Here is a 26,442-nt window from a genome sequence, read left to right as displayed (position 1 = left end):
GCGGGGCTTTTTTCGTAACTGGTTGCCGACTTAGCCCGGCTCGGCACCGGTGATCAGGTTGCGGAACACGCCAGGCACAAAGGTCGATAGCGGATTGACCGTAATGCTGGGGTCGCTCAGATCGCCCTCCACCGTGTAGGTCGGGGCAAATATGCCACCACCCTCTTCGCCGACCAGAATGTCGCCCAGGATCGGAATGGCACCCAGCGCGGAATTCAGTGCGTAAATCGGCACGATCGACCCGGCCAGTCGGATTTCCGATTTGGCCAAATCAATCGAGCCATTTGCCGTTACCCCGACGGCTGCGCCGTTTGCCGCCACCTTTGACAGCGACAGCACATCATTGACATAGGTGAAGTCGCCGTTCATTTCGCTAAAGGCGATGCCATTGCCTTGCAACACATCGCCAAGCCCGGTCAGCGACGCCGCACTGAGCACGCGGGCCGCAATCGGCGCATTGACCACGCGGAATTCATTGACCGTGACCTTACCGGTGAAGGGTTGGGCAATGTCGCGTTCATCAACCGTGCCTTCAATCGTCAGGCGTCCGCCCAGAAGATTTTCATACATATCAACCGCACGCAGGAAACGCCCCGCATCCTCGCTGGTCATTGTGACCTTGCGGGTCTGGAAGTCTTCGCGGACGACTTGCACAAACACATTGGCCCGGTCACCAAATGCACCGTTCAGAACAAGACGGTCCCATTCCTGCCCGACCGTATGGATCGATCCGCGCAGATCGGCCAGAAGTTCACCGTTGGCCATAACCATCTGTTCGATATTCAGGAACACTTCGGTGGTGCCGCCGGTTCGCTCGGCACGCTCGCCAATGCCACCGGTATTCGTTTCCGACGCGGCTTTGCCTGCGTCGTCATTGCTTTGTTCGTCATCGACGATCCATGGGGTCGCGATCAATTGACGCGCCGAGATTTCCAGCTCGCGCTTGTCGGTTTCCTGACGCAAGGTGATCTTGCCATCATTTAGCAATGGCTCAGCCCCCTTAAGCAGGAAACCGCCAGCTTCCAGCGTCACAAGATAGCTCTGCTCATCCGGCTCGCCGTCCGCAGGCGCTTCACCGGATGCGTCATCCTCAAGGAACGGACGCAAATCGAATTGCGCACCCCGCAGATCGACCAGCAATCGATTGCCTTCTTCCATGCGAATGGTGCCAGCAAGATCAATATTTTCGCGAAAACGGGTGTCTTGCAGCTCGACAAACCATTTGTCGGCCATGGCGTTGTCACCGCGCCAGTTGCCACGGCCTGTTGCCTCAAGCGCTGGTGCAATCAGTGAGAAACTGTCAAGCACCCCACCGCCATCAAACATTACGGCAACATCAAACTTCGCCGCAGCATTTGCGCCGGGCTCCTTGCGATATCCCACTTTTTCGATCGGAACCGAAATCGCCGAATTGGTCAAATCAAGGTCACCGACCACACGGACCTGATCAGAGCCGACGCGGATATCCAGCTCCCCCTTCGCCATCCCGTTCAGGTACGGGCCGGGATCAAGTTCGATATCGGGCAAAACGGCAAGATCAAGATCGCCCGATAGTTTGTAGCGGCTTCGGACCTCAGCCTCTTGCGCAAAGGTTTCGACCCAGTTGATGTTGGTTTTGCCGTTGCCAATCGTGGCCGTGCCGCCAAGTTCAAGCCCCTTGGTGTTAACCTGCAATTCAAAGCTGCCCGCGGTGACATCCATGCCGCGGAACGCACCAACGATCCCGGCCTTTTCAATCCGCGAGGCTGCCGCGACATCGACATCGTCAAACGTCACATCGCGAAGCAACGGGAAATGTAGGCGCACACGGGTTGCCTGTTCACCACTGATCTGGGCCGGGTCGATGCCAAGCCGGGTGGCAAAGCCAAGTGGTTTTGCCTCAATCAGTTCCAGTGCCTTGCGCGCACTGCCCTGTGCGACGATTTCGATATCGGCATAGGGGGTCGGTTCATCAAGTTTGGTGAAAATGATGCTGGCATCGGTTACCTGAATGCCATCGGCCTCGCCGGTATTTACAAAGATGCTGAAACTGGTTTCATCAAATTCGGCACGCCCGGCGGAATTATGCACTTCCGGCATTTCACCAAGATAATGCACGGTCACACCCGACATGGTCATCTGACCACCAAGATCATCAACAATGACCTCGCCCGCATCGTCCAGGCGCAGTTCGGTGTGCAAGGTTGCCTGATGAACAATCCCCTCGGACAGGTTGGTGACGACCCAGGTCCGCGCATCCACACCGACCCCTTCGGGCCAGAGACGATCCAGATCGTTGGTTGCGACGTTCTTGGCGGACGCATCAAGATTGACTTGCCACTGCCCGAACGGGTCAAGCACGACCCCCTGAAGTTTGGCGGATGCATCACCAACATTCAGCACGACATCATCAATGCTGAAGCGACCGGGCACATAGCTTGTGACAATCTGTCCGTCCGAAACCCGATAGGTCGCCCGTATTTCGTCGGGGAAGGTGATCACGCCACTTCCAACCGACAGGTCGGTGGCCGCCGTAAGCAATTCACCCTTCGCGTCAAAGCTTGCGCGCAGCTTTCCCGAAACCGGGACATAGGCATCGCGCAATTGTTCAAACAGGTCCGAGATGCTGACAAGATCAGCAAGCTGCACCTCGCCAATTTCAGCTTCAAGATCGACCTGATCGGTTTCGATACTGTAATCGCCCGTGACACGTACCTGGGTGGATATATCCCCGGCACTGACCTGCATCGAGGCTTCCGCGCCGATCCCGAAGGCCCGGCGTGTCAACAAAATATCAGCCTGCGGTGCCGCCCAGATAATGCCGATTTTATCATCGCGCACTTCAAGATCGGCATTCACCACCCCGAAACTTTCGAAATAGGCCGCGGCTGGAATATCGGTGCGTTCGCCCGAAAGAATGGCAAACACATCCTGCAGGACCGTATTGCCGGAACGTTCAACAGTTTCGGTGTCACCCGCGGCGTTTTCAGGTTCAGCCGGAAGTTGATCGGCATTCACGTCCGGTGCATCAGGGAGTTCAATCGTAACTGAGGCCCCGCGCCCCTTGTCGTAAATTTGGCCTGTTGCCGCACCATCATCGTTGCGCGTGTTTTCCGAAGGGTTCGTGCCATCTGCGGCGGTTTCTTCGGCGACATAGCCGACATCAATCGTGCCATCGGCCCGCCGTTCAAGGCGAATGCGCGGGCCGATCAGATTAAGCTCGCGCAGGGCAAGCACGCCTTCAAAAAGCGCCTTGCTGGAAAACACGACATCGGCTTCGGGGACGTGAAGCATTTCCTGATCATCGGGGCCAAAGATGCTGACGTCGCGCAAACCGACATCAAATTTTTCGTCCCAGCCGCGCCAGCGCAGAACGACGTCGCCTATTGCCAGCCGATTATTGCCCATCGATTTGTTGAGATGATCAACCAGATACGGGGTCAGACGATGCAGGGACACAGGTTCCTGAGACAGCCGCCAGATCGTGACTGCTGCAAATACGCCGACAAACAGGACGATGGCTGATAAAGTCAGCGCCAGCCATCCGGCAAAGGTCTTAACGTGGCGCACTCATTTTACCTTGTGTTCCCGATGTCATATGCAGTGATATCAATAACTTCTCTTGTCTGGCATGGTTGTCGATGGATCATTGGATCCTAAAATACCAGACAGTTATTGATCTATACCCCTTTTTGTCCGATCACAGAAAAGCTAGAAACATATAAGTCATCCTGTTGATCAGGACGTCCTACTCCTTGCAGAGATTATGCAATCAGGCTCAATCCTTTGCATAGCGCGGTTTGTGACCATTTCGCAATACAAGGAACGCAAAAAGTGTCTCTTTCCTGGATTTCACAGGACCTGCCCAAAGCCTTTGACGCCGACCGTGTGACCAATGCGCTCGAACGCTGGAACACATTGGCGGGTCGACCAGCGTTTGAAAGCCTGTCAGACAAAATTGGCGAGATTGCGTCCAATCCCCAAAAACGTGCGGTTCTTGAAGCACTTTTTGGTAACAGCCCCTATCTGACCAATCTTTGCCTGCGTGATCCCGATACGGTCTGTGACGTGTTTGACAGCGGCCTTGATCAGGCATTTGCCAACGCGCTTGAGCCCGTGAAAGTCAGTGCGAATGCACGCGATCTTGATCAGACGACCACCATGGCGACTGTCCGTCACGCCAAACGCCGCGCGGCGCTGGTGATCGCGATTGCCGATATCTGCAAGGCCTGGAAACTTGATCAGGTCACATCGGCGATCAGCAAAACGGCCGAGTACACCCTTGATTTCACCATGGCACATTGCCTGTCCGCCATGGCGCGGCTGCGTAAATATGACCTGCCCAACCCGGAAAATCCGCTTGAGGGATCCGGGATCTTTGCCATTGGCATGGGGAAACTCGGTGCCGGGGAACTGAATTATTCATCGGATATCGACCTGATCTTCCTCTATGATCAGGATGTGGTGACCTATATCGACCCTGATCGCATTCATCAGGATCTGGTGCGGATGGTGCGCGACATCACCCGGATCATGGAAGAACGCACCGGCGACGGATATGTTTTCCGCACTGATTTGCGCCTGCGTCCGGACCCGGCATCAACCCCGCCAATTCTTTCGATGATTGCGGCTGAAACATACTATGAAACCGTCGGCCAGAACTGGGAACGTGCGGCCATGATCAAGGCCCGCATTGTTGGTGGCGACCGCGTTTCGGGCAATGAATTCCTTGAAATCCTGCGACCCTTTGTCTGGCGCAAGCATCTTGATTTCATTGCCATTCAGGACATTCATTCGATCAAGCGCCAAATCAATGCCCACAAGGGCGGCAGCAAGATCAATATCCCCGGTCACAATATCAAGCTTGGTCGTGGCGGCATCCGCGAGATCGAATTTTTTGCCCAGACCCAGCAACTGATTTGGGGCGGTCGTGAAATTGCGCTGCGTGGCAAGGCAACCTGCGACACCTTGCGCACCCTGACCAAGTTCGGCCAGGTGTCCGAGGAAGTGCGCGACGAAATGCTGGCCGCCTATGATTTCCTGCGCACGGTCGAACACCGGCTGCAAATGATCAATGATCAGCAAACCCAAACTCTGCCCGATACCGATCAGGGATTATTGGCACTGGCGACCTTCCTTGGCTATGAGACGCTTGATGCCTTCAAGGCGGATTTGCTGCTTCATCTGCGCAATGTCGAAAACAATTATGCCGAACTGTTTGAAGACGACACGACCCTTGCCGGTGCCAGTGGCAACCTTGTCTTCACGGGCACCGAAGACGATCCGGAAACCCTGGTCAATCTGCGCGAGATGGGCTTTGAAAATGCCGAAAACGTATCGGTCACGGTGCGGGGCTGGCATCATGGCCGTTACCGGGCAACCCGATCACGCCGGGCGCGTGAAATCCTGACCGAACTGATGCCGACCCTTTTGGCAGCACTTGGTAAAACAACCAACCCGGACATGGCATTTCGTGCCTTTGACGACTTCCTCAAAGGTCTGCCGGCCGGCGTGCAGTTGTTTTCGCTGTTCACCGCCCATCCGCAGTTGCTTGAACTGCTGGCCCAGATTGCCGGGACCGCGCCGCGCATGGCGAAATATATCGGGCGTAATGCCGCGGTGCTTGATTACGTATTGATGTCGGGCTTCCACGAAGAACTGCCTGATGCGGATGCGATGCTGGCGGAGCTTGATGCCCGCCTGTCGCGCGAAGACATGGTTGAAGACTGGCTTGATGCCGCGCGGCGATGGGCCAATGACCAGAAGTTCCAGATTGATGTGCAAACCATCCAGAACCGTCACACCCCGCACGAAGCAGGCCGTGCATTGGCCGATGTTGCCGACGTTGCCATTCGCGCACTGTTCCCGCGAATTGCCGACGATTTTGCTGCCAAACATGGCTCGTTTGCAGATGGCGGGCTTGCGGTGTTTGCATTGGGCAAGCATGGCGGGCAGGAACTTTCACCCGGGTCCGACCTTGATATGGTGTTTATCTATGAGGTGCCCGAAGATGCCGAAGAATCAGACGGCGAAAAACCATTGTCGCCGGGCCACTATTTCATCCGGCTAAGCCAGCGTTATATCAACGCCCTGTCGGCCCCGACCGCCGAAGGGGTTCTGTTTGAAACCGATCTTCGCCTGCGCCCCAGCGGATCCAAAGGGCCGCTTGCCACCCATTTCAAAAGTTTCGAGACTTATCAAAACAACGAAGCCTGGACGTGGGAGCACATGGCGCTAACGCGATTGCGTGCGGTTTATGGCCCAAAGGCACTGTGTGACAAGGTATTGGCCACGACCAATGACGTGCTGTGCAAGCAACGCGATCCGGACAAACTGGTGCGCGAAGTCTATGATATGCGCAACCGCATGGAGGCCGGCAAAGGCGACAACCACCCATGGGCGATCAAGATGCGCCGCGGCGGTTTGGTCGATCTGGAATTCATTGCGCAATATCTACAACTGCGCCATGCCCATGACCACCCGGAGGTCCTGTCACCGACAACCCGCGAGGTTTTCAAAAATCTGGCGACGGTGGGGATCCTTGATGACGAAGAGGCCGAGTTTCTGGCCAATTCCGCATCGTTCTGGCTGGCGTTGCAGGCGATGTTACGCCTGACGACAGAGGGCCCGTTTGATCCGGAAAAAGCCAGCGAGGATTTGCAAAAAATGCTGGCAAATGCCGGAAAATGTGATGATTTCGCAAGCCTTCAGGACAAAATGGAAATGACGGCAACCCGCATCAAGGAGATCTATGATCGCGTGGTTGCAGCCCCCGCGGAAAAGATTGCGCCAACAGATGCACCGCAATGATCCAAGCCCCCTTGCCATCCTTATAAGGCTTTGTATTTTCACGGTTGCAACATGCCGCTATGCGGTCCCAAAAGATTAAAGGATAGACCATGACAGTTGATGTTGGTGACAAGGCCCCGGATTTCGAATTGCCAACCGATGGCAATGGCAGCGTGAAACTGTCGGATCTGGCAGGCAAACCGGTGGTGATCTATTTCTATCCCAAGGACATGACGCCCGGTTGCACGACCGAGTCCTGCGAATTCCGCGATGCCGAACCCGATTTCAGCGCTGTGAATGCGCAGATCATCGGCATTTCCAAGGACAGTGCGGACCGGCACGACAAATTCAAGGCCAAGCATGACCTGAACTTCATTCTCGCCTCCGACGAGAACGGCACTACGTGCGAGGATTACGGTGTCTGGAAAGAAAAAAGCATGTATGGCAAAAAATTCATGGGTATCGAGCGGTCGACCTTTGTCATTGATGGCAACGGTGTCATTCGCAATGCCTGGCGCAAGGTAAAGGTCAAAGGCCACGTTGCCGAGGTTCTTGAGGCTGTCAAAGCCCTTTGAATTTAGATTTTTCCCGTATCAAGGCCCGGCGATCAGTTGCCGGGCCTTTGTTTTTTTGGCGGTAAAATCGTTTTCTTTCAGACGGCTGGCCGTATTGCGTTTTGCTGATTTTGTTGCCATCCCTTGTTTGTCGGGCTAACAATTCGGATATGGGAGTGATGGGTGAGGTCTAATTCTCGCCTGTTCGATGAAAACTCACCGGCATGCCGGCAAAGCGGGTAATCAAATGAATAACAATGTTGTTGATCTCGACGATCAAATGCTGGCGGATTTTCGCGACGAAGCACATGACATCATCAATTCGATTGACGTTCATCTGCAAAACGCACGCGGCAAAAAAGATCCCGCCCATCTGACCGCCATCCAGCGCGAAATATTCAATCTGCGATACAAGGGCAAGTCAGTATCAGCGCCGCTGATCAACCTGACCAGCCATCGTCTTGCGGATTACGTCACGACCTGCAAGGAACTGAACGAAGGCGCAATTGAAGATATCCAGGCCTTCGTCGACAAGATCCAGTCCCTGCTTGATGGTGACATGACGGCTGGCGGGACCGACACCGCCGAATTCGTGCGCGAACTGCCGTCCAAACGGACCCCTGATATTGACCCGGCATGGCTGAAACAGGCCAATGTCGAAGCCTTGCTGGTCATTCCGCAACGCTCCCTGGCAACCATTCTGGAACGCGAACTAGCCGCTTGTGGTTATCGCAGTTCGGTCACACAAACATCATTCGAGGCGATCGAACTTGCCGTGCGCACCCGCCCGGATTTCATCATTGTCGCCAAGACCATTGATGAATTGACCGGTGTTGATCTGGCCAATGCCCTGCAGGCGATGCCGAAAACACGCGGCATTCCGACCGCAGTTCTGACCTCGGATGCACCGAACCATCCGTCGCTTCAGGATTTGCCGTGCCGGACCGCGATCATCCGCAAGGGCAATGCCTTTGGCGAGGATCTGGCAGAGGCACTGGCGCGCTTTAACATTACCTGATTGCGCAAGCGCCAAACGATTTCAAAGGGCGGTCCGAACCTTGATGGTGGGCCGCCCTTTTTGTTTGCCAATTGACCCTATGGCCACCAAGTGGCAGACAAAGCGCAACTGAACCCAAACCCCATACCCGGACGATCATGACCAAACTGACCCTTGCTGATGCTGCCAAACGTGCCCTTCTGACAGAAGACGCCACAGAGAAGGCCGATGTCACTGCCGAAATGGCAGCGATGTGGCGCAATGGCCAGATCAGTGAAGTGGGCTCAACTGATCTGCCCGATCGTCCCGGTCGTCCGGCAAAGCCGGAATTGCTGCCGCCCAACAAGATGCCCAAGCGCAAAAAAGGCAGCGTTCAGGGACGTATTGGCCTTCTGCATGCGCTGGCCCACATCGAACTCAATGCCATCGATCTCGCATGGGATTTGTGTGTGCGCTTTCCCGAGGCAGACATGCCGCGTGATTTTCACGATGCCTGGGTTCAGGTCGCCGATGACGAAGCGCGCCATTTCAAAATGATCAACAAACGCCTTGGGGAACTGGGCGCGGCATATGGTGACCTTCCCGCACACGACGGGCTTTGGCAGACATCGATGGATACGGCCTATGACATTCTGCCGCGTCTGGCGGTCGTGCCGATGGTGTTTGAGGCACGCGGCCTTGATGCCACGCCGCCGACCATTGAACGGCTTCTGGCGCATGGGGATACGGAAAGTGCCCGCATCCTTAAAATCATTGCACATGACGAAATCGCCCATGTCGCCGCGGGCCGAAAATATTACGAATATGTCTGTGATCAGCGCGACCTGCCCTACTACACCACATGGCATGATATGCTGCGCAAGCATTTCCGCGGACCGCTCAAACCACCGTTTAATGACGAAGCGCGCTATGAAGCCGGCATGCCGCCGGACTATTATCAGGACTATGTCCTTGAACTACCTGACATTGACGGTGATAGCGCATAAGGCTTTTGCGCGCCTGATAAGAATTCATCAAAAAATTGATACACCTCATGGTGGTGCAATCTGAAATCAACGACACTCCCCTTCGCGATATTTGAAGAAAAGACGTTCTTTTCCGTATCATCAGCAAGGAGATGTCACCATGCCCTCCACCATGAAAGCCGCCGTCGTTCGGGCGTTTGGCAAGCCGCTGTCGATTGAAGAAGTCACCGTACCCAAGGTCACGCCGGGGAAAATCCTGGTCAAGATCGAAGCGTCCGGTGTCTGCCATACCGACCTTCACGCGGCCGAAGGCGACTGGCCGGTCAAACCGAACCCGCCCTTTATTCCGGGCCACGAGGGTGTCGGCATCGTTGCCGAAGTTGGCGAAGGCGTGACATCCGTCAAGGAAGGCGACCGTGTTGGTGTCCCGTGGCTGCATTCCGCCTGCGGGCATTGCCATCACTGCGTTACGGGTTGGGAAACACTTTGCGGCGAACAGCTCAATACCGGCTATTCGGTGAATGGCGGCTTTGCCGAATATGTCCTGGCCGACCCGAACTATGTTGGCCACCTGCCCGATCCGCTTGAATTTGGCAATGCAGCCCCGGTGCTGTGCGCTGGTGTCACGGTCTATAAGGGGCTTAAGGAAACCGAATGCAAGCCCGGCGAGACCGTGGTGATTTCCGGCGTCGGCGGGCTTGGCCATATGGCGGTTCAATACGCCAAGGCGATGGGCATGAAAGTTATCGCCGTTGACATTGCCGACGAGAAACTTCAACTCGCCAAAGACCTTGGTGCGGACTGGACGATGAACGCGGCCGAAACAGACGTTGTTTCCGAAGTTCAGAAACAGATGGGCGGTGCCAATGGCGTGCTTGTCACCGCCGTTTCGCGCGCTGCCTTCAAACAGGGTGTAGGCATGCTGGGCCGTGGTGGGACTATGGCACTGTGCGGCCTGCCGCCCGGAACGTTCGAGCTTGATATTTTCGATACGGTCCTGTCACGCAAGACCATCCGTGGATCGATTGTCGGCACCCGTGCCGACCTTCAGGAAGCCCTTGATTTCGCCGGTGACGGTAAGGTGCATTCCCACTTCACGACCGAGCCGATGGAAAACATCAACTCGATCTTTGACCGCATGCGCGATGGCAAGATCGATGGCCGTATTGTTATGTCGATCTGATCGACTAAGGCACTATTTCGACTGCAAAAAGGCTGCCATTCGGCAGCCTTTTCTTTTGGGTTCAGGCCGCTTTGGCCCGCATCGCGGCCTCATGATCGAGCAGCCATTTCTTGCGCACAAGCCCACCGGCATAGCCGGTCAATGTGCCGTTCGATCCGATCACCCGATGGCACGGCACAATGATCGATATTGGGTTCAACGCATTGGCACGTGCCACCGCCCGAACAGCCTTGGGGTTGCCAAGCTGATCTGCCAGCCCGGCGTATGAAACGCTTTTTCCACTCGGGATATTGACCAAGGCATCCCAAACCGATTTCTGAAACGCCGTCCCGACCATGTTGATCGCATCCATCGGCAGCACGCCGACGGATCCGGAGAAATAGCCATCCAGCCAGTCAGTGATCGGTGCTGGTACCGCGCCGCCCTCTTTCCATTCAAGGTTCTTGAACCGTCGTGTCTGAATGGTTTTAAGGCGATCATCGTTGTCTTCGAAATCAAGATGCACCAGTTCGCCATCAATCGAGGCGAGCGAGAGTTTCCCGATCGGGCTGGCATAACGCACGACGTTGATTTGGGTGGACATCGTCATTCTCCTTCCAATGCGGACCAAAGATATTGCGCGGCATATGCCCGCCATGGCCGCCAGTTTTCCGAAATGCTTTCCAGTGCCTTGGCCTTGTCCGGCCCACCGCCCATGCCAGATGCCTTCAGGATGCCAAGATCGGCCGCCGGGAAGGCATCCGGGTCACCAAGCCCGCGCAGGCCAAAATAGTTCAATGTCCAGGGGCCAATGCCCTTGATCGCGGTCATGGCGGCAATCAGCTCATGCCCTGACATCTGATCACAATCCGGTCTGGCAAACAGATCAATCACGTCGGCAAGGGTCTGAGCCCGGCGCGTGGTCAAACCAATCGGGATCAGTTCCTGCCCGATCAGACTTTGGGGTGACGGGAAGACATGCGTGATCCCCGTCCCAGTGATCAGATCATCGGGCAAGACATCGCCAAACCGGGCCACAAGTCGCCAGGCCAAGGTACGTGCCGCCGCGACCGAAACCTGTTGGCCCAAAACGGCCCGAAGGGCGAGTTCAAACCGATCCCAGCATCCAGGCACGCGCAGACCGGGTCGTTTTTGCACCAACGGCGCCAGCAAGGCATCGTCGGAAAACTGTGCTGTGATGGACGGCACATCGGCATCAAGATCAAAAAGTCTGCGCACCCTTGCACCGATTTCAAGCACCGCCTCCCGGGCCGGACCACGGAGGATGACATCCACGCCGGCTTGGTCGGCGCTGAAATGACAGATCATCAAGCCGAGCTTGCCATCAATTTTGAAACCGCGCGCATAGGTGCGTTCACGGACGGTTTCCAAGCCCGGAATGGCACGTGCGCGGAAAAAGCTCAGAAGATATTCGGCATCAAAGGGTTGTCGGGCACGCAGACGTAAAATCAAATCATCATTGCGCGCAGCAAACGGATCATCCGAGCCCAGTTTTTCCGGGCTCACAGTTTCGACACCGCGGCGAAAGGCTGTTGGGGCCTGCCCATAGGCCTGTTTCATCGCATCGTTAAAGCGACGCAAACTCCCGAAGCCAGCAATGTCGGCGATTTCGGTCATGGTCAGGTTGCTATCGACAATCAACTGCCGTGCCCGCAACAGACGGCGTGCCTTGGCGTGTTCTTGCGGCGTGACACCGGTGTGTTCCTTGAAAATACGCCGCAAATGCCGGTCCCCGACACCAAGCCGGTCGGCCAGATCAGTGATCGAGCCATTTTCAAGCACGCCCTGATCAATCAGACGTACCGCACGGACGACCGTGGCATGCACACCGGTACTTGCCGGGCTGCCCGGGGCGGCTTCGGGGCGGCAGCGCAGGCATGGGCGAAAACCATGCGCAATTGCGGCCTCGGCACTGGGATAGAATTCCACATTGTCGCGCTTGGGCGTGACCGCCGGGCAAATCGGGCGACAGAAAATCCCGGTCGTCCGCACAGCGGTATAAAACCGCCCGTCAAACCGACGGTCGCGGGTTTTGAGTGCCTGATAGCAAATATCGTTATTGAGCTGTTCCATGCCGCGCAGTTTAGCAGAACCGCACGATAAAACTCGCCAGATTCGGACTCAGACGTTTTAAAACTTTTTTGAGAATATAATTAATCACACTTCAACTTTTGCGTTTAATGATTAAATACTCAAGAAGCAAGTATTGTCCCTAAATGGGGATGTTTTCGCGTCGTCAAAAAAGCGAATAAAGAAACCCGCGGCACATTTTGTTGCTTTTAAACCATGGGTGCAAGCCGACCAGAACTCTGGAACAGGGCAACGGCAATGCGAGAGGAAATGTCATGAAACGTATTTCGGTGAAGCTACCGACGATCATTGCAGGCCTGATCCTGCTGACAGCGCTGAGCGCTGGCGGAATTTTATCCTTTGAACTTTGGGTGACCCAGAAAACCGAGGTGCAGAACAAGCTTCTGGCGCTTACGGATGCGCGCAAAGAGTCGATCCAGTCCTACCTGACATCGATTGAAGAAGACCTGATCATCGAGGCTGACAGTGGCTTTACCCGCGATGCGCTAAACGCTTTTTCCCGAAGCTGGGAACAGCTGGATGGCAATCCGATGGCCACCCTGCAAAATCTTTACATCACCGAGAACAGCTACCCGCTTGGCGAAAAGCATCTGCTGACCGATGCCGGGGATGGATCGGACTGGAGCCAGGCCCACCGGACCTATCACCCGCATTTTCGCGAGTTTCTTGAACTCAAAGGCTATTACGACATCTTCCTGATCCGCGCCGATGGGGAGCTTGTCTATTCTGTCTTCAAGGAAGCGGACTTTGCCACCAACCTCAAAACAGGCGAATGGGCGGAGACCGATCTGGGCCGGGTATTTCGCGATACATTGGCGCTGAACTCCCCCAAGGACATCGCCTTTACCGATTTCAGCCCCTATGCACCCAGTGCCGATGCCCCGGCCAGTTTCATCGCCCATCAAGTCCGGTCTGAAGCAGGCGAATTACTTGGTGTGATTGCCTTCCAGATGCCGATTTCACGCATCAACAGCATCATGAATGCATCGGTTGGTATGGGCGAAAGTGGTGAAACCTATATCGTTGGTGAAGACGGGTTGATGCGAAGTGACTCCCGGTTTTCCGAAGAAAGCACGATCCTTAAAAACCGTGTGAACGAGGATGCAACCCGCGATGCATTGGCGGGCAATAGCGGCATTCACGAAATTGTTGATTACCGCGGCGTCCCGGTCATTTCAGTTTATACGCCGATCCAGTTCAATGGCGTCGACTGGATTGTTCTGGGCGAGATTGACACTGCCGAGGCATTTTCCCCGGTTTATCGTGCCCTGATGATTGCGGCGGTGATTGTCGGCCTTGTGGCAGTGCTTGGCATCGGGGCGAGTATCCTCTTTGCCCGTTCAGTGACCCAACCGATCAAAAAAAAAGTCGGCAACCTTGGCACCCTTGCCGATGGCAAGCTTGATACCAAAGTCTTTGGTACAGATCGTCCCGATGAGATTGGCGACATCGCCAAGGCAACCGAAGTCTTTAAAAAGAACATGATCCGCGCCAAGGAACTTGAGGCCGAAGCCGAGCAAGCCAAGGTGCAGGCCGCGGCAGAAAAGCGCGAACAAATGAACAAGTTGGCCGATGCGTTTCAGGACAATGTCGGCACGATTGTCAAAGTTGTGGCGTCGGCGGCAACCGAACTTGAGGCAACCGCCCAAGGCCTTACCGCGATCATGGAACAGACCAATGCACAGGCAACATCTGTTTCAAATGCGTCTGGCCTTGCCAGTACCAATGTCGAAACGGTGGCATCTGCCTGCGAAGAGATGGCCGCATCCATTCGCGAAATCAGCGCGCAGGTCCAGAACGCAACCAACATAACCACTCGGGCCACAGAAACGGCAAGCTCGACCCGCGAAACGGCAAACGGGCTTGCAGGTGCTGTACGCGAAATTTCCAGCGTGGTGGAACTGATTCAGGACATTGCGGAACAAACCAATCTGCTGGCTCTGAACGCCACCATTGAGGCAGCACGTGCAGGGGATGCCGGCAAGGGGTTTGTCGTTGTCGCACAGGAAGTCAAAAATCTGGCCAACCAGACGGCGCGTGCGACCGAAAACATCACCGCCCAGATCGAAAAGGTACAGGGCATTACCAACACAATGGTCACCGCGGTTGATGAAATCAGCGATGTCATCGAAAACAACAAGCAAAGCTCGACCGTGATTTCGGCAGCAGTTGAACAGCAGGACGCCGCCACGAACGAGATTAGCCATAACATTGCACTGGCGGCCAACGGCACACAGGAAGTGACCAATGCGATTGGCGATGTCACCAAGGCCGCAAATGAAGGAAGCCATTCCGCGACCCAGGTCCTGGCCAGCGCGCAAGAGCTTTCAAAATCGGCCGCCCGCCTTGGCAAAGAAGTCGACAGTTTCATCGCAACGGTTCGCGCCGCCTGATCAAACTGCCCGGAAACGCCAAAACGCGCCCCGCTTGAAGGTGGGGCGCGTTTTTCGTGCGTTTAAAGCTTTGCGTCGGGCTTAGTTCAGCGGGATGTCGTTATCAGATTTGCTGTCCTGATATTGGGCCGACAATCGGTCATATTCATCCGAAATTGCCTTGGCGCGTGTCAGATAGGCGGCCTTCTGATCGCCGGGCAGATCGGCAACCATGCCCATCATGGAATGGCTATCCCAGAAGGCATTGGATTTGTTGTATTCGCCGTCCTCAAGGGTGAAGACCTCCTTCATGATTTTCAGATCATGGGGAATGGCAAAGGCATCACGCGAATCTTCATACGAGAAGAAATAATAGAAATTATCAAACCCGGCCCAGGTGATAGCCGACAGGCACATGGAGCACGGCTCATGCGTCGAAAGAAAAATCAGCTCCGACGTTGCCGGGCGCTGATCAGAGGGCATTTCATAGAACCGCTTCAGGCAATGGACCTCGCCATGCCAGAGCGGATTTTCGGTTTCATTGTTGGTTTCGGCAATGACCAGCGAAAGGTCATCCTTGCGCAGGATCGCCGCACCAAACAGCTTGTTGCCGCCCGATACGCCGGCACGGGTTTTGGGCAGAATGTCGTCCTCTAGCACGGAAAACAGGCGGGCGAGGATATTCTGATCAGCGTTGGTATCGGTCATGTTGGCGGTCCCGGATGGCGGTGATTTTACATGCTGCTATTTCATCGCGTCCGGGCCGCCAAGCCAACCTGTTTTTCATATCAACAGGCGCTAAACAGCCTATCGATACGCTTTACAATCAAAGACCGCGCAATATGCCGTCATTATCAGGCATCTGGCGCCTTTCCGGCGGAACCGGAATATAGAAATCACGATCAAGCAAGGTGGTGATCGCAATCAGCGTCGGGGATTTCTGATCCCGTACCTTGGTGATCAGCGCATGATCAACCGGGGCCATTTCGCGGATTTTGATGACTTCGAAAATCGGACCGTTGGGTGTAGCGAGTTTGAACTGGTCGCCGACCGCGACCGGACCATGGGACTGATGGGCCATTTGGATCTTCCCGTGAGAGTATGGATGTTTGCTCCGCACGACCTGCCCGTGTCCCGTATTACCCGGGTGTTTTGTTGTATGCGACAGATCGCGCTTGACCACACTGTTGCAGAGCTATCCGGCAATTCTGTGACAGAAATGGGATATTTGCGCTCGATTTGCGATTTTCTGCCGGTTTGACCATCGCAAAACAAAAAACACCCCGCCAGATCCGGACGGGGTGTTTTCAAATGCAGGTGGTTCAGGATAGCCGATCAGTCGATATCTTCGATTTCCCCGGCCGACCCTGTGACCTTGGCAGCAAGGGCCGCGGCCATGAAGGCATCAAGATCGCCGTTCAGAACGCCCTGGGTATCAGACGTTTCCGTACCCGTGCGCAGGTCCTTGATCATCTGATAAGGCTGCAGGACGTACGATCTGATCTGATGGCCCCAACCGATATCGGTTTTGCTGTCTTCGACAGCCTGTGCCTCGGCTTCGCGTTTTTGCAGCTCTGCCTCATACAGGCGGGCTTTCAGCATCTTCATCGCCGTATCGCGGTTTTTGTGCTGCGAACGGTCGTTCTGACACTGGGCAACGATGCCGGTCGGGATATGGGTGATACGCACAGCAGAATCGGTTCTGTTAACGTGCTGACCACCGGCACCCGATGCGCGATAGGTATCGACACGAAGATCCTTATCAAGGATTTCAATTTCGATATCGTCGTCAATCACCGGATAAACCCAAACCGACGAGAAGCTGGTATGGCGACGTGCCGAACTGTCATAGGGCGAAATACGCACCAGACGATGCACACCTACCTCGTTCTTGAGCCAGCCATAGGCATTATGGCCGGTGATCTTGTAGGTCACCGATTTGATACCGGCTTCCTCACCATCACTTTCTTCAAGCATCTCAAGCTTGTAGCCTTTGGACTCCGCCCAACGATAATACATGCGCGCCAGCATCGATGCCCAATCCTGGGCCTCGGTCCCGCCAGCACCGGCATGAATTTCAAGATAGGCGTCATTTCCATCAGCTTCGCCAGAAAGCAGGCTTTCAAGTTCACGCTTTGCCGCGATGTCGCGGATCGAGCGCAGAACCTCTTCGGCCTCTTCAACGGTTTCGTTGTCTCCTTCGGCTTCGCCGAGTTCGATCAGACCAACACTGTCTTCAAGCTCCTGGGCGAGCTTTTTATAACCATTGATGGCGTCATCAAGCTGGGTACGTTCACGCATGACTTTCTGCGCGTTTGCCGCATCGTCCCAAAGGGTCGGGTCTTCGGCAAGTGCGTTCAGTTCGTCGAGGCGTCTAAGAGCGTTATCCCAGTCAAAGATGCCTCCTCAGCAGTGCCATCGACTGCTTGATTTCATCGACCAATGCCTGTGCTTCGGCGCGCATTGATGTCTCCGTTATTCGTCTGAAAATCTGTTTTGCCACATCAAAGATGTAGCAATGTCGGCGTGGCTTATAACAGTTTTTGTCCGGCTTGAAACCCCTGCAACCATGCAAAAACCCGACACAGAATTTGTGCCGGGTTAATGTCTTTTTCGGACGAACTCAAAGGTCCGCGAAATACGGCCTAGTAAATGCCACCCGGCCCGGACACAGCGCCTGCACTGTTATCCGAATTTCCGGATCCGCTATAACCGCCATCAATCACGTTGTCGTTTGATGCCGGGATGGTGCCGGGTTTAAAGGCCTCCCAGATCACATCCTGAGCACCCGGGCCAGCCGGAAGGCCGGTACGCGATTCAACACGGACCATGCGAATGCCCGGCGGTGTCCGGAACGGAATGGCTTTGGTGCCTTCAAGCGCACCGCGCATGAACTCCTTCCAGATCGGGGCTGCGGCACTTGCGCCCTGCTCCTTGTCACCAAGGGATCGGTTGTCATCAAAGCCGACATAAACGCCCACGGCCAAATCCGGCGAGAAGCCGACAAACCATGCATCACGCGAATCATTGGTCGTGCCGGTTTTACCGGCCAGCGGATAACCAAGCTCGGCGATTGTCCGGCCGGTACCGCGTGAAATGACGCCTTCCATAATGTGAACCATCTGGAACGCACTGGCCGGATCGGTCAGTTGTTCACGGGTATCAGGCAAATCAGGCGGCATCTGATTGCGGAATTCCACGTCCTGACACAGGGTGCATTCGCGTTCGTCACGACGATAAATCACATTGCCGCGACGATCCTGAATACGGTCGATCAGGGTCGGGGTGATTTTCTTGCCACCATTGACCAGTTCTGCATAGGCCGCGGTCAAACGCATCACCGTCGTTTCAGCCGCGCCAAGCGACATCGACAGGACATCTGGCATTTCATCAACAATGCCAAACCGTTCGGCATAATCGACAACCGTCGGCATGCCGATGGTCTGTGCCAGACGCACCGTCATCAGGTTTCGCGATTTTTCGATACCAAGGCGCATGGTCGAAGGACCATAGAACTGGCCGCTATAGTTGCCCGGTTTCCATTTTCCAAGCCCCGGCCCCTGATCAATCACAAACGGCGCATCAAGCACCAGTGTGGACGGGGTAAAGCCCTGGTCCAGGGCAGCCAGATAAATAAACGGCTTGAAGGCCGAACCCGGCTGACGGCGGGCCTGTGTCGCGCGGTTGAATTTCGACAGATCATGCGAAAAACCACCCGACATCGCCAGTACGCGGCCGGTATGCGGATCCATCGCCACCAAACCACCATTGACGTTCGGGATCTGACGCAGGCCATAGGTATTGGGCGGCAGTTTTTCGCCATCAAGTTCGGCGAAATGTTTGACGTAAATGACGTCGCCGGGTTTCAGGACATCTGACGGGCGGTTAACGACCGCACCCAATGTCTGGCCCTTTTGCCACGGGCGCGCCCATGTCAGGAAGCGCAGCGGAATGCGGCCCTGCTCGCCATTCATCAGGCCCAGTTTTGCCTCGTTGGCGTCGGTATCAAGAACAACCGCACGATCCCACGGGATATCGGCGGGCGTTTCAACTTCGCGCAAGGCCTGCTGCCAGTTGCCCGACAGATCAATGTTGGTGATCGGGCCGCGCCAGCCGTGACGGCGATCATATTCGACCAAGCCGTCAAACAGCGCCTTGTCGGCGATATCCTGCAAACGCGGGACCACGGTCGAACGTACCGAAAGGCCACCGTCATACAGCATGCCCTCGCCGTAACGATCAACAAGCTGGCGACGGACTTCCTCGGCAAAGAAATCAGCCTGATAGGTATCAACCGATTCACGGCTTTTGCCCTGAAGCGGGGCCGACCATGCCGCCTGTGCTTCGGCCTCGGTGATGTAATTTTCTTCCAGCATCCGGCCGATTACCCAGTTACGACGCGCCTTGGCTTCGTCGTGGTTACGGACCGGGTGATAGTTCGAAGGCGCCTTTGGCAGGGCTGCAAGATAGGCAGCTTCTTCGATATTAAGTTCATCAAGTGACTTGTCGAAGTAACGCAAGGCTGCGGCGGCGACGCCATAGCTGCCACTGCCAAGGTAAATCTCGTTCAGATAAAGTTCGAGGATGTGTTCCTTGGAGAAGGCGCGCTCGATCCGGAAGGACAGAATGGCTTCCTTGATCTTGCGCTCATAGGAAACTTCGTTGGTCAAAAGGAAGTTCTTGGCGACCTGCTGGGTAATGGTAGATGCACCGACCGGGCGTTTACCCGTGCCCATATTAACCACGTTGGTCACAGCTGCACGCAAGACAGAGGCAAAATCGATCCCCGGGTGGGAGAAGAAGTTTTTGTCCTCGGCCGCGACAAAGGCATCAACCACCTTGGGCGGGATGGCCGAAATCGGCACAAAAACACGCTTTTCACGCGCATATTCGGCAATCAGCGCACCGTCGGATGCATGAACACGTGTCATGACCTCGGGCTCGTAATTTTCAAGCTGGGTGTAATCGGGCAGTCCTTGGCCAAAGTGCCAGAAGATCGCCAGCATACCGGCGCCGCCCGCAACCGCCATCAAGAACAGAAAGCCGAAAATACTAAGTAAAATTCGCATGTAAGCAGGTCTTTTTCATTTTGTTGGCCTGATCCGGTAGGGGCGCATATTCATGCACTCTTACCGGAAATGCAATGTCCCGGCAGACATTTCGCCTGTCTGTGCCGAAAAAACGGATGTATCCGCATTATAGCGGCAAAATAATGACAAGGTTGTGACAGCCGCCACGCCAGACAGCATTTGTTCGCGCAAACACCACACAATGATTTCGCTGACCGTTTAGGCCCCAGCGAAATCATCGGCATCACGCCCGAGTATTAGAATTTGTGTTTCTCGAAATAGATATCAATTGCCCGCAAGACCGCATCGGCAATCTTTTTGCGATGAGCCGGACTTTGCAACAACTTGGCGTCGGTCGCATTCGAAAGATATCCCATTTCAAACAAGGCCGAAGGAATATCCGGTGCCTTCAGAACCGCAAAACCGGCAAAGCGATGAGTGCGACGTTGCAGTTCGATGCTTTGGGCAAGCTGACTGACCATGTTGGCCGCAAGGGTCGCCGACAGGTTCATGGTTTCACGTTGCGCAAGATCGATCAGAATGCTTTGCACCAGCGTGTTTTCATCGGAAAGATCAATACCGGCGATGACGTCGGCCTTGTTTTCCTTGGATGCCAGTGCCGCGGCCTCTTTGTCCGACGCGTTTTCAGACAGGGTATAGACCGATGCGCCTCGATGCTTGGGATTGCCAATTGAATCCGCATGCAGGGATATGAATAAATCTGCCCCGGCCTTGCGTGCGATGTCCACGCGTTGACGCAGTTTCAGGAACACGTCCTTGTCGCGCGTCAACAAAACGCGATAGCGCCCCGATGCTGTCAGGGTTTCGGCCAACTGGCGTGCAGCCGCAAGCGTCAGGTCCTTTTCATAGACATTGCCAACACCAATTGCGCCCGGGTCCACCCCGCCATGTCCGGCATCAATCGCGATCAGCGGCTTTTCTTCGCCCCCCCGGCCCGATTGCACCGCGACATCGACACTTTGTTCGGTCGCACTGGTATCGTTACGGCTGCGCGCAGAATAGGCTTCCATACTCTGGCGCGACGCGGTCAGAAACGCATCGCGCTGTGTCGGTTTAAGATCAACCACCAGACGGTTGGGCTTCCCGCCGCCGGGCGGCAACGAGAAAATCTTTGAAACCAGCGATGGTTGGGCAACATCAAGCACCACACGGAACGTGCCCGGTTTAAACAGGCCATACCGCAGACCGGAAATAAGCCCACCACCCGAAGTCACCTTGCCCGGCGGGGCGTTCCAGTCAATTTCTGGCATATCAATGATGATGCGGTACGGATCGGGCAGCAGGAAATAGGTAAAGTCGACTTCCTGATCGAGATCGATCACAAAGCGCGTGTAATCGGGATAAACCCCGAGCCGCGCGCCAAGCACCTTGGCCGTTTGGGCAGACGCCCCTGATACGATGATCTGGGAGGCACACAACAGCGCAAACACCACCATCATCGTTCTGGCAATTTTAACCAGCAATGATCGCGATGGTGCGTTTTTCGGCGTGGAAAATGAAGTCGCGTGCTGTGAATACATCTGTCGTTTCAGCGCCTGTTACCCTGCAAGAGCATCTGTTAAGCGCTTATAGCAATGCGTTGGTTAACGGGCAATTGACCAACGACAGAACTTGCATGACAGACCTTTCAACTTTCCGCGATAGGCATGGCATGGGACAAAACTGTAAAAACAGTGTGTTTTCATATATTTGCCCGAACCAAATCATCCAAAGGAAAATCGCGCGGATTTCTGTGTGTTTTTACACGTTACTGTCAGAAAGTCGTCACATCACGCAACAAAACTGTTTGTAGCATACGCATAAAAGGGATATGTTGCACCCGAGATTCCTATGCTTTGTGGTAAGCAACCAAAATGCCACCAGGCTGAGGACGCGACGAGTGCAGTTCTTACGGTCGGTGTCTCGGTGACGCGGCAATTCCCGCTCCCGATAGAGCCCTCCTTAAAAAGGCTGTCTTGGCGCGCTCGAAGACACGCAATCTAATTCTTTTTGTTTCAACACCAAAACCAGGTCCAACCGGAAGAGCAGCCGACACGCGATGACCCAGATACATACAGGACATATCGCGACCTTTATGGTTGGCGCCTCCGGACACGCCGGTTTGTTTGCATATCAGCGCAATTGCGCCCATAGCATTGAACTGGCGGGGCCTCCAGGAACAGGTTCCGAATGGTCAAACGTATGCTTATCGATGCAACGCACGCGGAAGAAAGCCGCGTCGTTGTTATTCACGGAAATCGCCTAGAAGAATACGACGTCGAAACTTCGACAAAAAAGCAAATCAAGGGTAATATCTATCTCGCGAAAGTCACGCGGGTAGAACCGTCGCTTCAGGCGGCCTTTGTTGACTATGGCGGAAACCGTCATGGTTTCCTTGCGTTCAGCGAAATCCATTCCGACTATTATCAAATTCCGGTTGCCGACCGTGAAGCTCTTGCCCAGCAGAGCAACACACAGGTCAAGGACGCCGAAATCGTCGAAGACAATATCGGCGATACCGAAGACAGCCCGAAAAAAGACAAGAAACCGTCGCGTTCCCGCTCGCGCCGCAAACCGCGCGCCCAGAGCAAGGACGAAGCATCCGACGCGCCAGAGGCAGAAAACACCGACGCGGCCGCATCGGCCGAGGCCGCTGCCCCGTCAGATGCCGCAACCGACAATGCCGGTTCAGGCGAGGAAGAAGAAGCCAAGCCGCGTCGCCGTCGCCCGCGCAATCGTCGCAAGAAAAGCGATGATGTCGAAGCATCTGGCACCGACGCAGAAGCATCCTCTGACGGCAACGATGACAACGGCTCGGACGGTGACGATACCCCGACTGGTGGCAATGCCGCCATGTCTGCGGAAATCGCCGAGCTTGAAGTTGATGTCGATGACGACGCCAACGAAGTAACCGCACTTGACGCGACCGCCGATGTTGAAGAAGACATCGAGGATATGGGTGGTGATGACGACGGTGACGAGTTCGTTGAGTCACACAGCCGTCAGCTTCAGAAACGCTACAAAATTCAGGAAGTGATCAAACGCCGCCAGATCATTCTGGTTCAGGTCGTCAAGGAAGAACGCGGCAACAAGGGTGCGGCTCTTTCGACCTTCCTGTCGCTGGCCGGTCGGTATTGCGTTCTGATGCCAAACACCCCGCGTGGTGGCGGCATTTCGCGCAAGATCACCAATGCCAAGGATCGCAAGCGCCTGAAATCCATTCTGGCCGAGCTTGAGATTCCGGACGGCATGGCGGTGATCGTTCGTACCGCTGGTTCAGAACGGACCAAAGCCGAAATCAAACGCGACTTCGATTATTTGATGCGCCTGTGGGATCGTATCCGCGAAACCACCCTTCAGAGCCAGGCACCGTGCCTGATTTACGAAGAAGCCGACCTTATCAAGCGTTCCATCCGTGACCTTTATGCACGTGATGTTGATGAAGTTCTGGTTGAAGGTGATGATGGTTACCGGGTTGCCAAAGACTTCATGAAGATGCTGATGCCGTCGCATGCCAAACGCGTGCAGCCCTACAAAGATCAGGGCGTGCCGCTGTTCCACCGTTTCCAGGTGGAAAGCCAGCTTGATGCGATGCTCAACCCGGTCGTACAGCTTAAATCCGGTGGTTATCTGGTTATCAACCCGACCGAGGCACTGGTCGCGGTTGACGTTAACTCCGGCCGTTCGACCCGCGAACGCAACATCGAAGAAACCGCTTACAAGACCAACCTTGAAGCGGCCGAAGAACTCGCGCGCCAGCTGCGCCTGCGTGACCTTGCCGGTCTGATCGTTGTCGACTTTATCGACATGGAAGACCACCGCAATCAGGCATCTGTCGAACGCAAGCTTAAGGAAGCAATGCGCAACGACCGTGCACGTCTTCAGATCGGCCGTATCAGCCCGTTTGGTCTGCTTGAAATGTCGCGTCAACGCCTGCGCCCGTCGCTGGTCGAAAGCGCGTTTGAAGTTTGCACCCACTGCCGTGGTGTCGGCCTTGTCCGTTCGATTGAAAGTGCAGCCCTTCACCTGCTGCGCGTGATCGAGGAAGAAGGCATGCGTCGCCGTTCGGGCGCGCTGACCGTCCATGTTGCCAGTGAAGTTGCGCTTTATATCCTGAACCGCAAACGTGACTCGCTTGGCGAGATCGAAAGCCGTTACGGTTTCAGCGTCATGATCTTTGGCGATGACAGCCTGATTTCACCTGATCACCGTATCGAGCGTACACGCGCGAAAAAAGGTGACGAGGTCGAAGAGGTTTCTGCGGTTCTCAATACCGACAGTGTATCGCTGACTGCGATCGAAAACCCGGTTGATCTCGAAGAAGAAGAAGACGAAATCGAACGCAACGAAGACGACGATCAGGGCGGCAAGCGCCGTCGTCGCCGTCGTCGTCGCCGTGGCCGTAATGATGACCGCGATGATCGCAACAATGATCAGCCGCAGGAAGCATCAGACGACAGCGATGGCGCATCTGATAATGCAGATGGCAACAATAATGACGACGATGATGACGAAAGCAATCGCAAGCGCCGCCGTCGTGGCAAGCGTGGTGGTCGCCGTCGTTCGCGTCGTCAGGACTTTGATGGCAACCGCACCCGTTCACCGGCTGATGATCCGGCCCTGACGGCTGCACGCCGCAATCGTGATCACGAAGCACCGGACGGCACGGATGAAAACACCGTGATCGACGCCGACAGCGAAGGTCAGGATGCCGACAGCTTTGATCAGGAAGGCGTTCGCGCCGGTCGTACCCGCAGCACCACTGCCCCGGCCCCGGCCCGTCCGCGCCGTGATCGCAATGACAATCGCCGCAATCGCCGTGATCGCAACAGCCGTTCTGATCGCACTGACGGTGATGAAGATCGGGGTGATGTGAAAAACATCCCGATCCAGTCGGGCCCGGCCCCGGAAGCAAAACCTGAAACCCAGGCGGAAGCAAAACCGGAGGCCGCAAGCGCACCGGCATCTGCCCCGGCAGAAGTCAGCGCACCGGCACCGAAGAAAGAAACGCCAAAGGCAGAAGCCCCTGTCGAAAATACGGCAGAAAAACCTGCCGAGAAGCCTGTAGAGAAACCGGCCGAGCCGAAAGCCGCTGAGCCTGCCAAGGCTGAGAAAGCTGAACCGGCGCCTGCGCCGGCAAAAGACGAAAAACCGAAGCCAAAGAAACGCGGCTGGTGGAGCCTCGGTCGTTAAGATCGGGCATCTGAACAAACAAAAAGGGCTGCCCATCGGGCAGCCCTTTTTTCGTGGTGATTTAATGAACGATCAGCGTTTCCAGTTCTGAAGCGCCTTGACCGCACCGACCATGGTGTCTTCGCTATGAGCGAACGAGAAGCGCACATAGCCCTTGCCGCGCATGCGGTCGAAATCCGTCCCCGGTGTCGTGGCAACGCCGGTTTCTTCAAGCATCTGCTTGCAGAACGCTTCGCTGTCATTGGTCAGGTCGCGCACATCGGCATAGAGGTAAAACGCACCATCCGCCGGGGCAAATTTGGTGAAGCCCGCCTTCGGCAATCCATCCAGCAGGATTTCACGATTGCGCGCATAGGCCGAGATGTTGGCTTGCAGCTCATCCTCGCAATCGAAGGCCGCCACCGCCGCCAACTGTGACAACGCCGGGGCCGAGATGAACAGGTTCTGTTGCAGACATTCGACCGCACGCATCAGATCGGGCGGGACAATCGCCCAACCCAGACGCCATCCGGTCATGGAAAAGTATTTCGAGAAACTGTTGATGATGATGGCTTCATCACCGAATTCAAGCGCGGTGCATTCGGCCACATCGCCAAACGAAATCCCCTGATAGATCTCGTCACTGATCAGGCGAATACCGTTTTCGCGGCAATAGGTTGCCAGTTCGCGATAGGTTTCAACATCAATCATGCTGCCAGCCGGATTGGACGGGCTGGCAACGATCAGGCCATCAACCGGTTCATCCAGATCACGCAGCATCTGAACCGTCGGCTGATAATGGGTTTCCGGCCCGGCGGGCAGGTTGATCGTATCAATACCCAGCGCACTTAGAATGTTGTGATAGGCCGGGTAACCGGGGGCTGCCATCGCAACACGATCACCGGCGTCGAAGGCCGCCAAAAACGCCAGCACAAAGATCGATGAAGAGCCACTGGCAACACAAACCCGCGCCGGATCGACCGAAACGCCAAACTTGGTTTTGTAATGCCCGGCGATGGCTTCGCGCAGCGGATCAATGCCCATGGCGTTGGTATAGCCGATCAAATCAGACTCAAGCGCCTTAGCAGCAGCTTCGCGCACCTTGCGCGGTGCCGGGGTTCCGGGTTGGCCGACTTCAAGATGAAAGACAGCCTTGCCTTCCTTTTCGCGCGCATTGGCCGCACGCATCACATCCATCACGATAAAGGGCGAAATTGCACCACGAAGGGATTGCTTCAATGCCATTTGTGGGGTCCTGACATGTGTTTAAG

Annotated in this window: 16 protein-coding genes; 7 read left to right on the top strand and 9 right to left on the bottom strand. The window is 55.4% G+C overall.

Features of this window, described 5'->3' with window-relative positions; translation table 11 throughout:
• Nucleotides 1-30 precede the first annotated feature (30 nt).
• A complete protein-coding gene (locus IT893_RS06475) occupies nucleotides 31-3,549 on the bottom strand; it encodes an AsmA-like C-terminal domain-containing protein (protein ID WP_197147239.1) in 3,519 nt (1,172 codons plus the stop codon).
• 264 nt (nucleotides 3,550-3,813) lie between these two features.
• On the opposite strand from IT893_RS06475, the gene IT893_RS06470 reads away from it, so the two are divergent.
• The 5 genes from IT893_RS06470 to adhP all read left to right on the top strand — a co-directional run bounded on the left by IT893_RS06470 (nucleotide 3,814) and on the right by adhP (nucleotide 10,467).
• Nucleotides 3,814-6,789 carry a bifunctional [glutamine synthetase] adenylyltransferase/[glutamine synthetase]-adenylyl-L-tyrosine phosphorylase gene (locus IT893_RS06470; RefSeq protein ID WP_197147238.1) on the top strand — a complete coding sequence of 992 codons (2,976 nt, stop codon included), beginning with the start codon at nucleotides 3,814-3,816 and terminating at the stop codon, nucleotides 6,787-6,789.
• 89 nt (nucleotides 6,790-6,878) lie between these two features.
• Complete coding sequence (gene bcp / locus IT893_RS06465) at nucleotides 6,879-7,343, top strand: thioredoxin-dependent thiol peroxidase (RefSeq protein ID WP_063088296.1); 465 nt, start codon at nucleotides 6,879-6,881, stop codon at nucleotides 7,341-7,343.
• Nucleotides 7,344-7,569: 226 nt separating this feature from the next.
• Entirely contained in the window at nucleotides 7,570-8,340 is a 771-nt protein-coding gene (locus tag IT893_RS06460) for a response regulator (protein WP_008890637.1), read from the top strand.
• Nucleotides 8,341-8,477: 137 nt separating this feature from the next.
• On the top strand, nucleotides 8,478-9,305 hold the full coding sequence (locus IT893_RS06455) for a ferritin-like domain-containing protein (protein ID WP_197147237.1): 828 nt from the start codon (nucleotides 8,478-8,480) through the stop codon (nucleotides 9,303-9,305).
• A gap of 139 nt (nucleotides 9,306-9,444) precedes the next feature.
• On the top strand, nucleotides 9,445-10,467 hold the full coding sequence (adhP, locus tag IT893_RS06450; protein ID WP_197147236.1) for an alcohol dehydrogenase AdhP: 1,023 nt from the start codon (nucleotides 9,445-9,447) through the stop codon (nucleotides 10,465-10,467).
• Between the two features lie 61 nt (nucleotides 10,468-10,528).
• Here adhP and IT893_RS06445 read toward each other — a convergent pair whose 3' ends face one another.
• Nucleotides 10,529-11,050 (bottom strand): methylated-DNA--[protein]-cysteine S-methyltransferase, encoded by a 522-nt coding sequence (locus IT893_RS06445; RefSeq protein WP_286792291.1) that lies wholly within the window; start codon nucleotides 11,048-11,050, stop codon nucleotides 10,529-10,531.
• 2 nt (nucleotides 11,051-11,052) lie between these two features.
• Complete coding sequence (locus IT893_RS06440) at nucleotides 11,053-12,540, bottom strand: DNA-3-methyladenine glycosylase 2 family protein (protein ID WP_197147234.1); 1,488 nt, start codon at nucleotides 12,538-12,540, stop codon at nucleotides 11,053-11,055.
• Between the two features lie 272 nt (nucleotides 12,541-12,812).
• Between IT893_RS06440 and IT893_RS06435 the strand changes: the two genes are divergently transcribed.
• Complete coding sequence (locus IT893_RS06435) at nucleotides 12,813-14,951, top strand: methyl-accepting chemotaxis protein (protein ID WP_197147233.1); 2,139 nt, start codon at nucleotides 12,813-12,815, stop codon at nucleotides 14,949-14,951.
• An 81-nt stretch (nucleotides 14,952-15,032) separates the two neighbouring features.
• Here IT893_RS06435 and IT893_RS06430 read toward each other — a convergent pair whose 3' ends face one another.
• The 5 genes from IT893_RS06430 to IT893_RS06410 form a co-directional block, all read right to left on the bottom strand.
• Nucleotides 15,033-15,638, bottom strand: coding sequence for a nucleoside deaminase (locus tag IT893_RS06430; RefSeq protein ID WP_197147232.1), 606 nt, complete (start codon nucleotides 15,636-15,638; stop codon nucleotides 15,033-15,035).
• Between the two features lie 118 nt (nucleotides 15,639-15,756).
• The gene (locus tag IT893_RS06425) at nucleotides 15,757-16,011 is read right to left on the bottom strand and encodes a hypothetical protein (protein WP_008890625.1); all 255 of its coding nucleotides are present in this window, start codon (nucleotides 16,009-16,011) and stop codon (nucleotides 15,757-15,759) included.
• Between the two features lie 254 nt (nucleotides 16,012-16,265).
• Nucleotides 16,266-17,394, bottom strand: a protein-coding gene (gene prfB, locus IT893_RS06420; protein ID WP_120226253.1) for a peptide chain release factor 2 whose coding sequence is annotated in 2 segments (ribosomal slippage) — nucleotides 16,266-17,324 and nucleotides 17,326-17,394 — 1,128 coding nt in all. Because the reading frame shifts where the segments join, the coding sequence is not laid out codon by codon here.
• A 181-nt stretch (nucleotides 17,395-17,575) separates the two neighbouring features.
• Nucleotides 17,576-19,999 carry a penicillin-binding protein 1A gene (locus tag IT893_RS06415; protein ID WP_197147231.1) on the bottom strand — a complete coding sequence of 808 codons (2,424 nt, stop codon included), beginning with the start codon at nucleotides 19,997-19,999 and terminating at the stop codon, nucleotides 17,576-17,578.
• 257 nt (nucleotides 20,000-20,256) lie between these two features.
• On the bottom strand, nucleotides 20,257-21,540 hold the full coding sequence (locus IT893_RS06410) for an N-acetylmuramoyl-L-alanine amidase (RefSeq protein WP_143588773.1): 1,284 nt from the start codon (nucleotides 21,538-21,540) through the stop codon (nucleotides 20,257-20,259).
• Nucleotides 21,541-22,189: 649 nt separating this feature from the next.
• Between IT893_RS06410 and IT893_RS06405 the strand changes: the two genes are divergently transcribed.
• On the top strand, nucleotides 22,190-25,192 hold the full coding sequence (locus IT893_RS06405; RefSeq protein ID WP_197147230.1) for a ribonuclease E/G: 3,003 nt from the start codon (nucleotides 22,190-22,192) through the stop codon (nucleotides 25,190-25,192).
• Nucleotides 25,193-25,264: 72 nt separating this feature from the next.
• Here IT893_RS06405 and IT893_RS06400 read toward each other — a convergent pair whose 3' ends face one another.
• On the bottom strand, nucleotides 25,265-26,416 hold the full coding sequence (locus IT893_RS06400; protein ID WP_063088306.1) for a pyridoxal phosphate-dependent aminotransferase: 1,152 nt from the start codon (nucleotides 26,414-26,416) through the stop codon (nucleotides 25,265-25,267).
• Between the last annotated feature and the right edge of the window lie 26 nt (nucleotides 26,417-26,442).

It is taken from the genome of Thalassospira sp. A40-3 (assembly GCF_015871485.1).
Lineage (GTDB): Bacteria > Pseudomonadota > Alphaproteobacteria > Rhodospirillales > Thalassospiraceae > Thalassospira > Thalassospira tepidiphila.
This window is presented reverse-complemented; position numbering and strand designations above follow the sequence as displayed.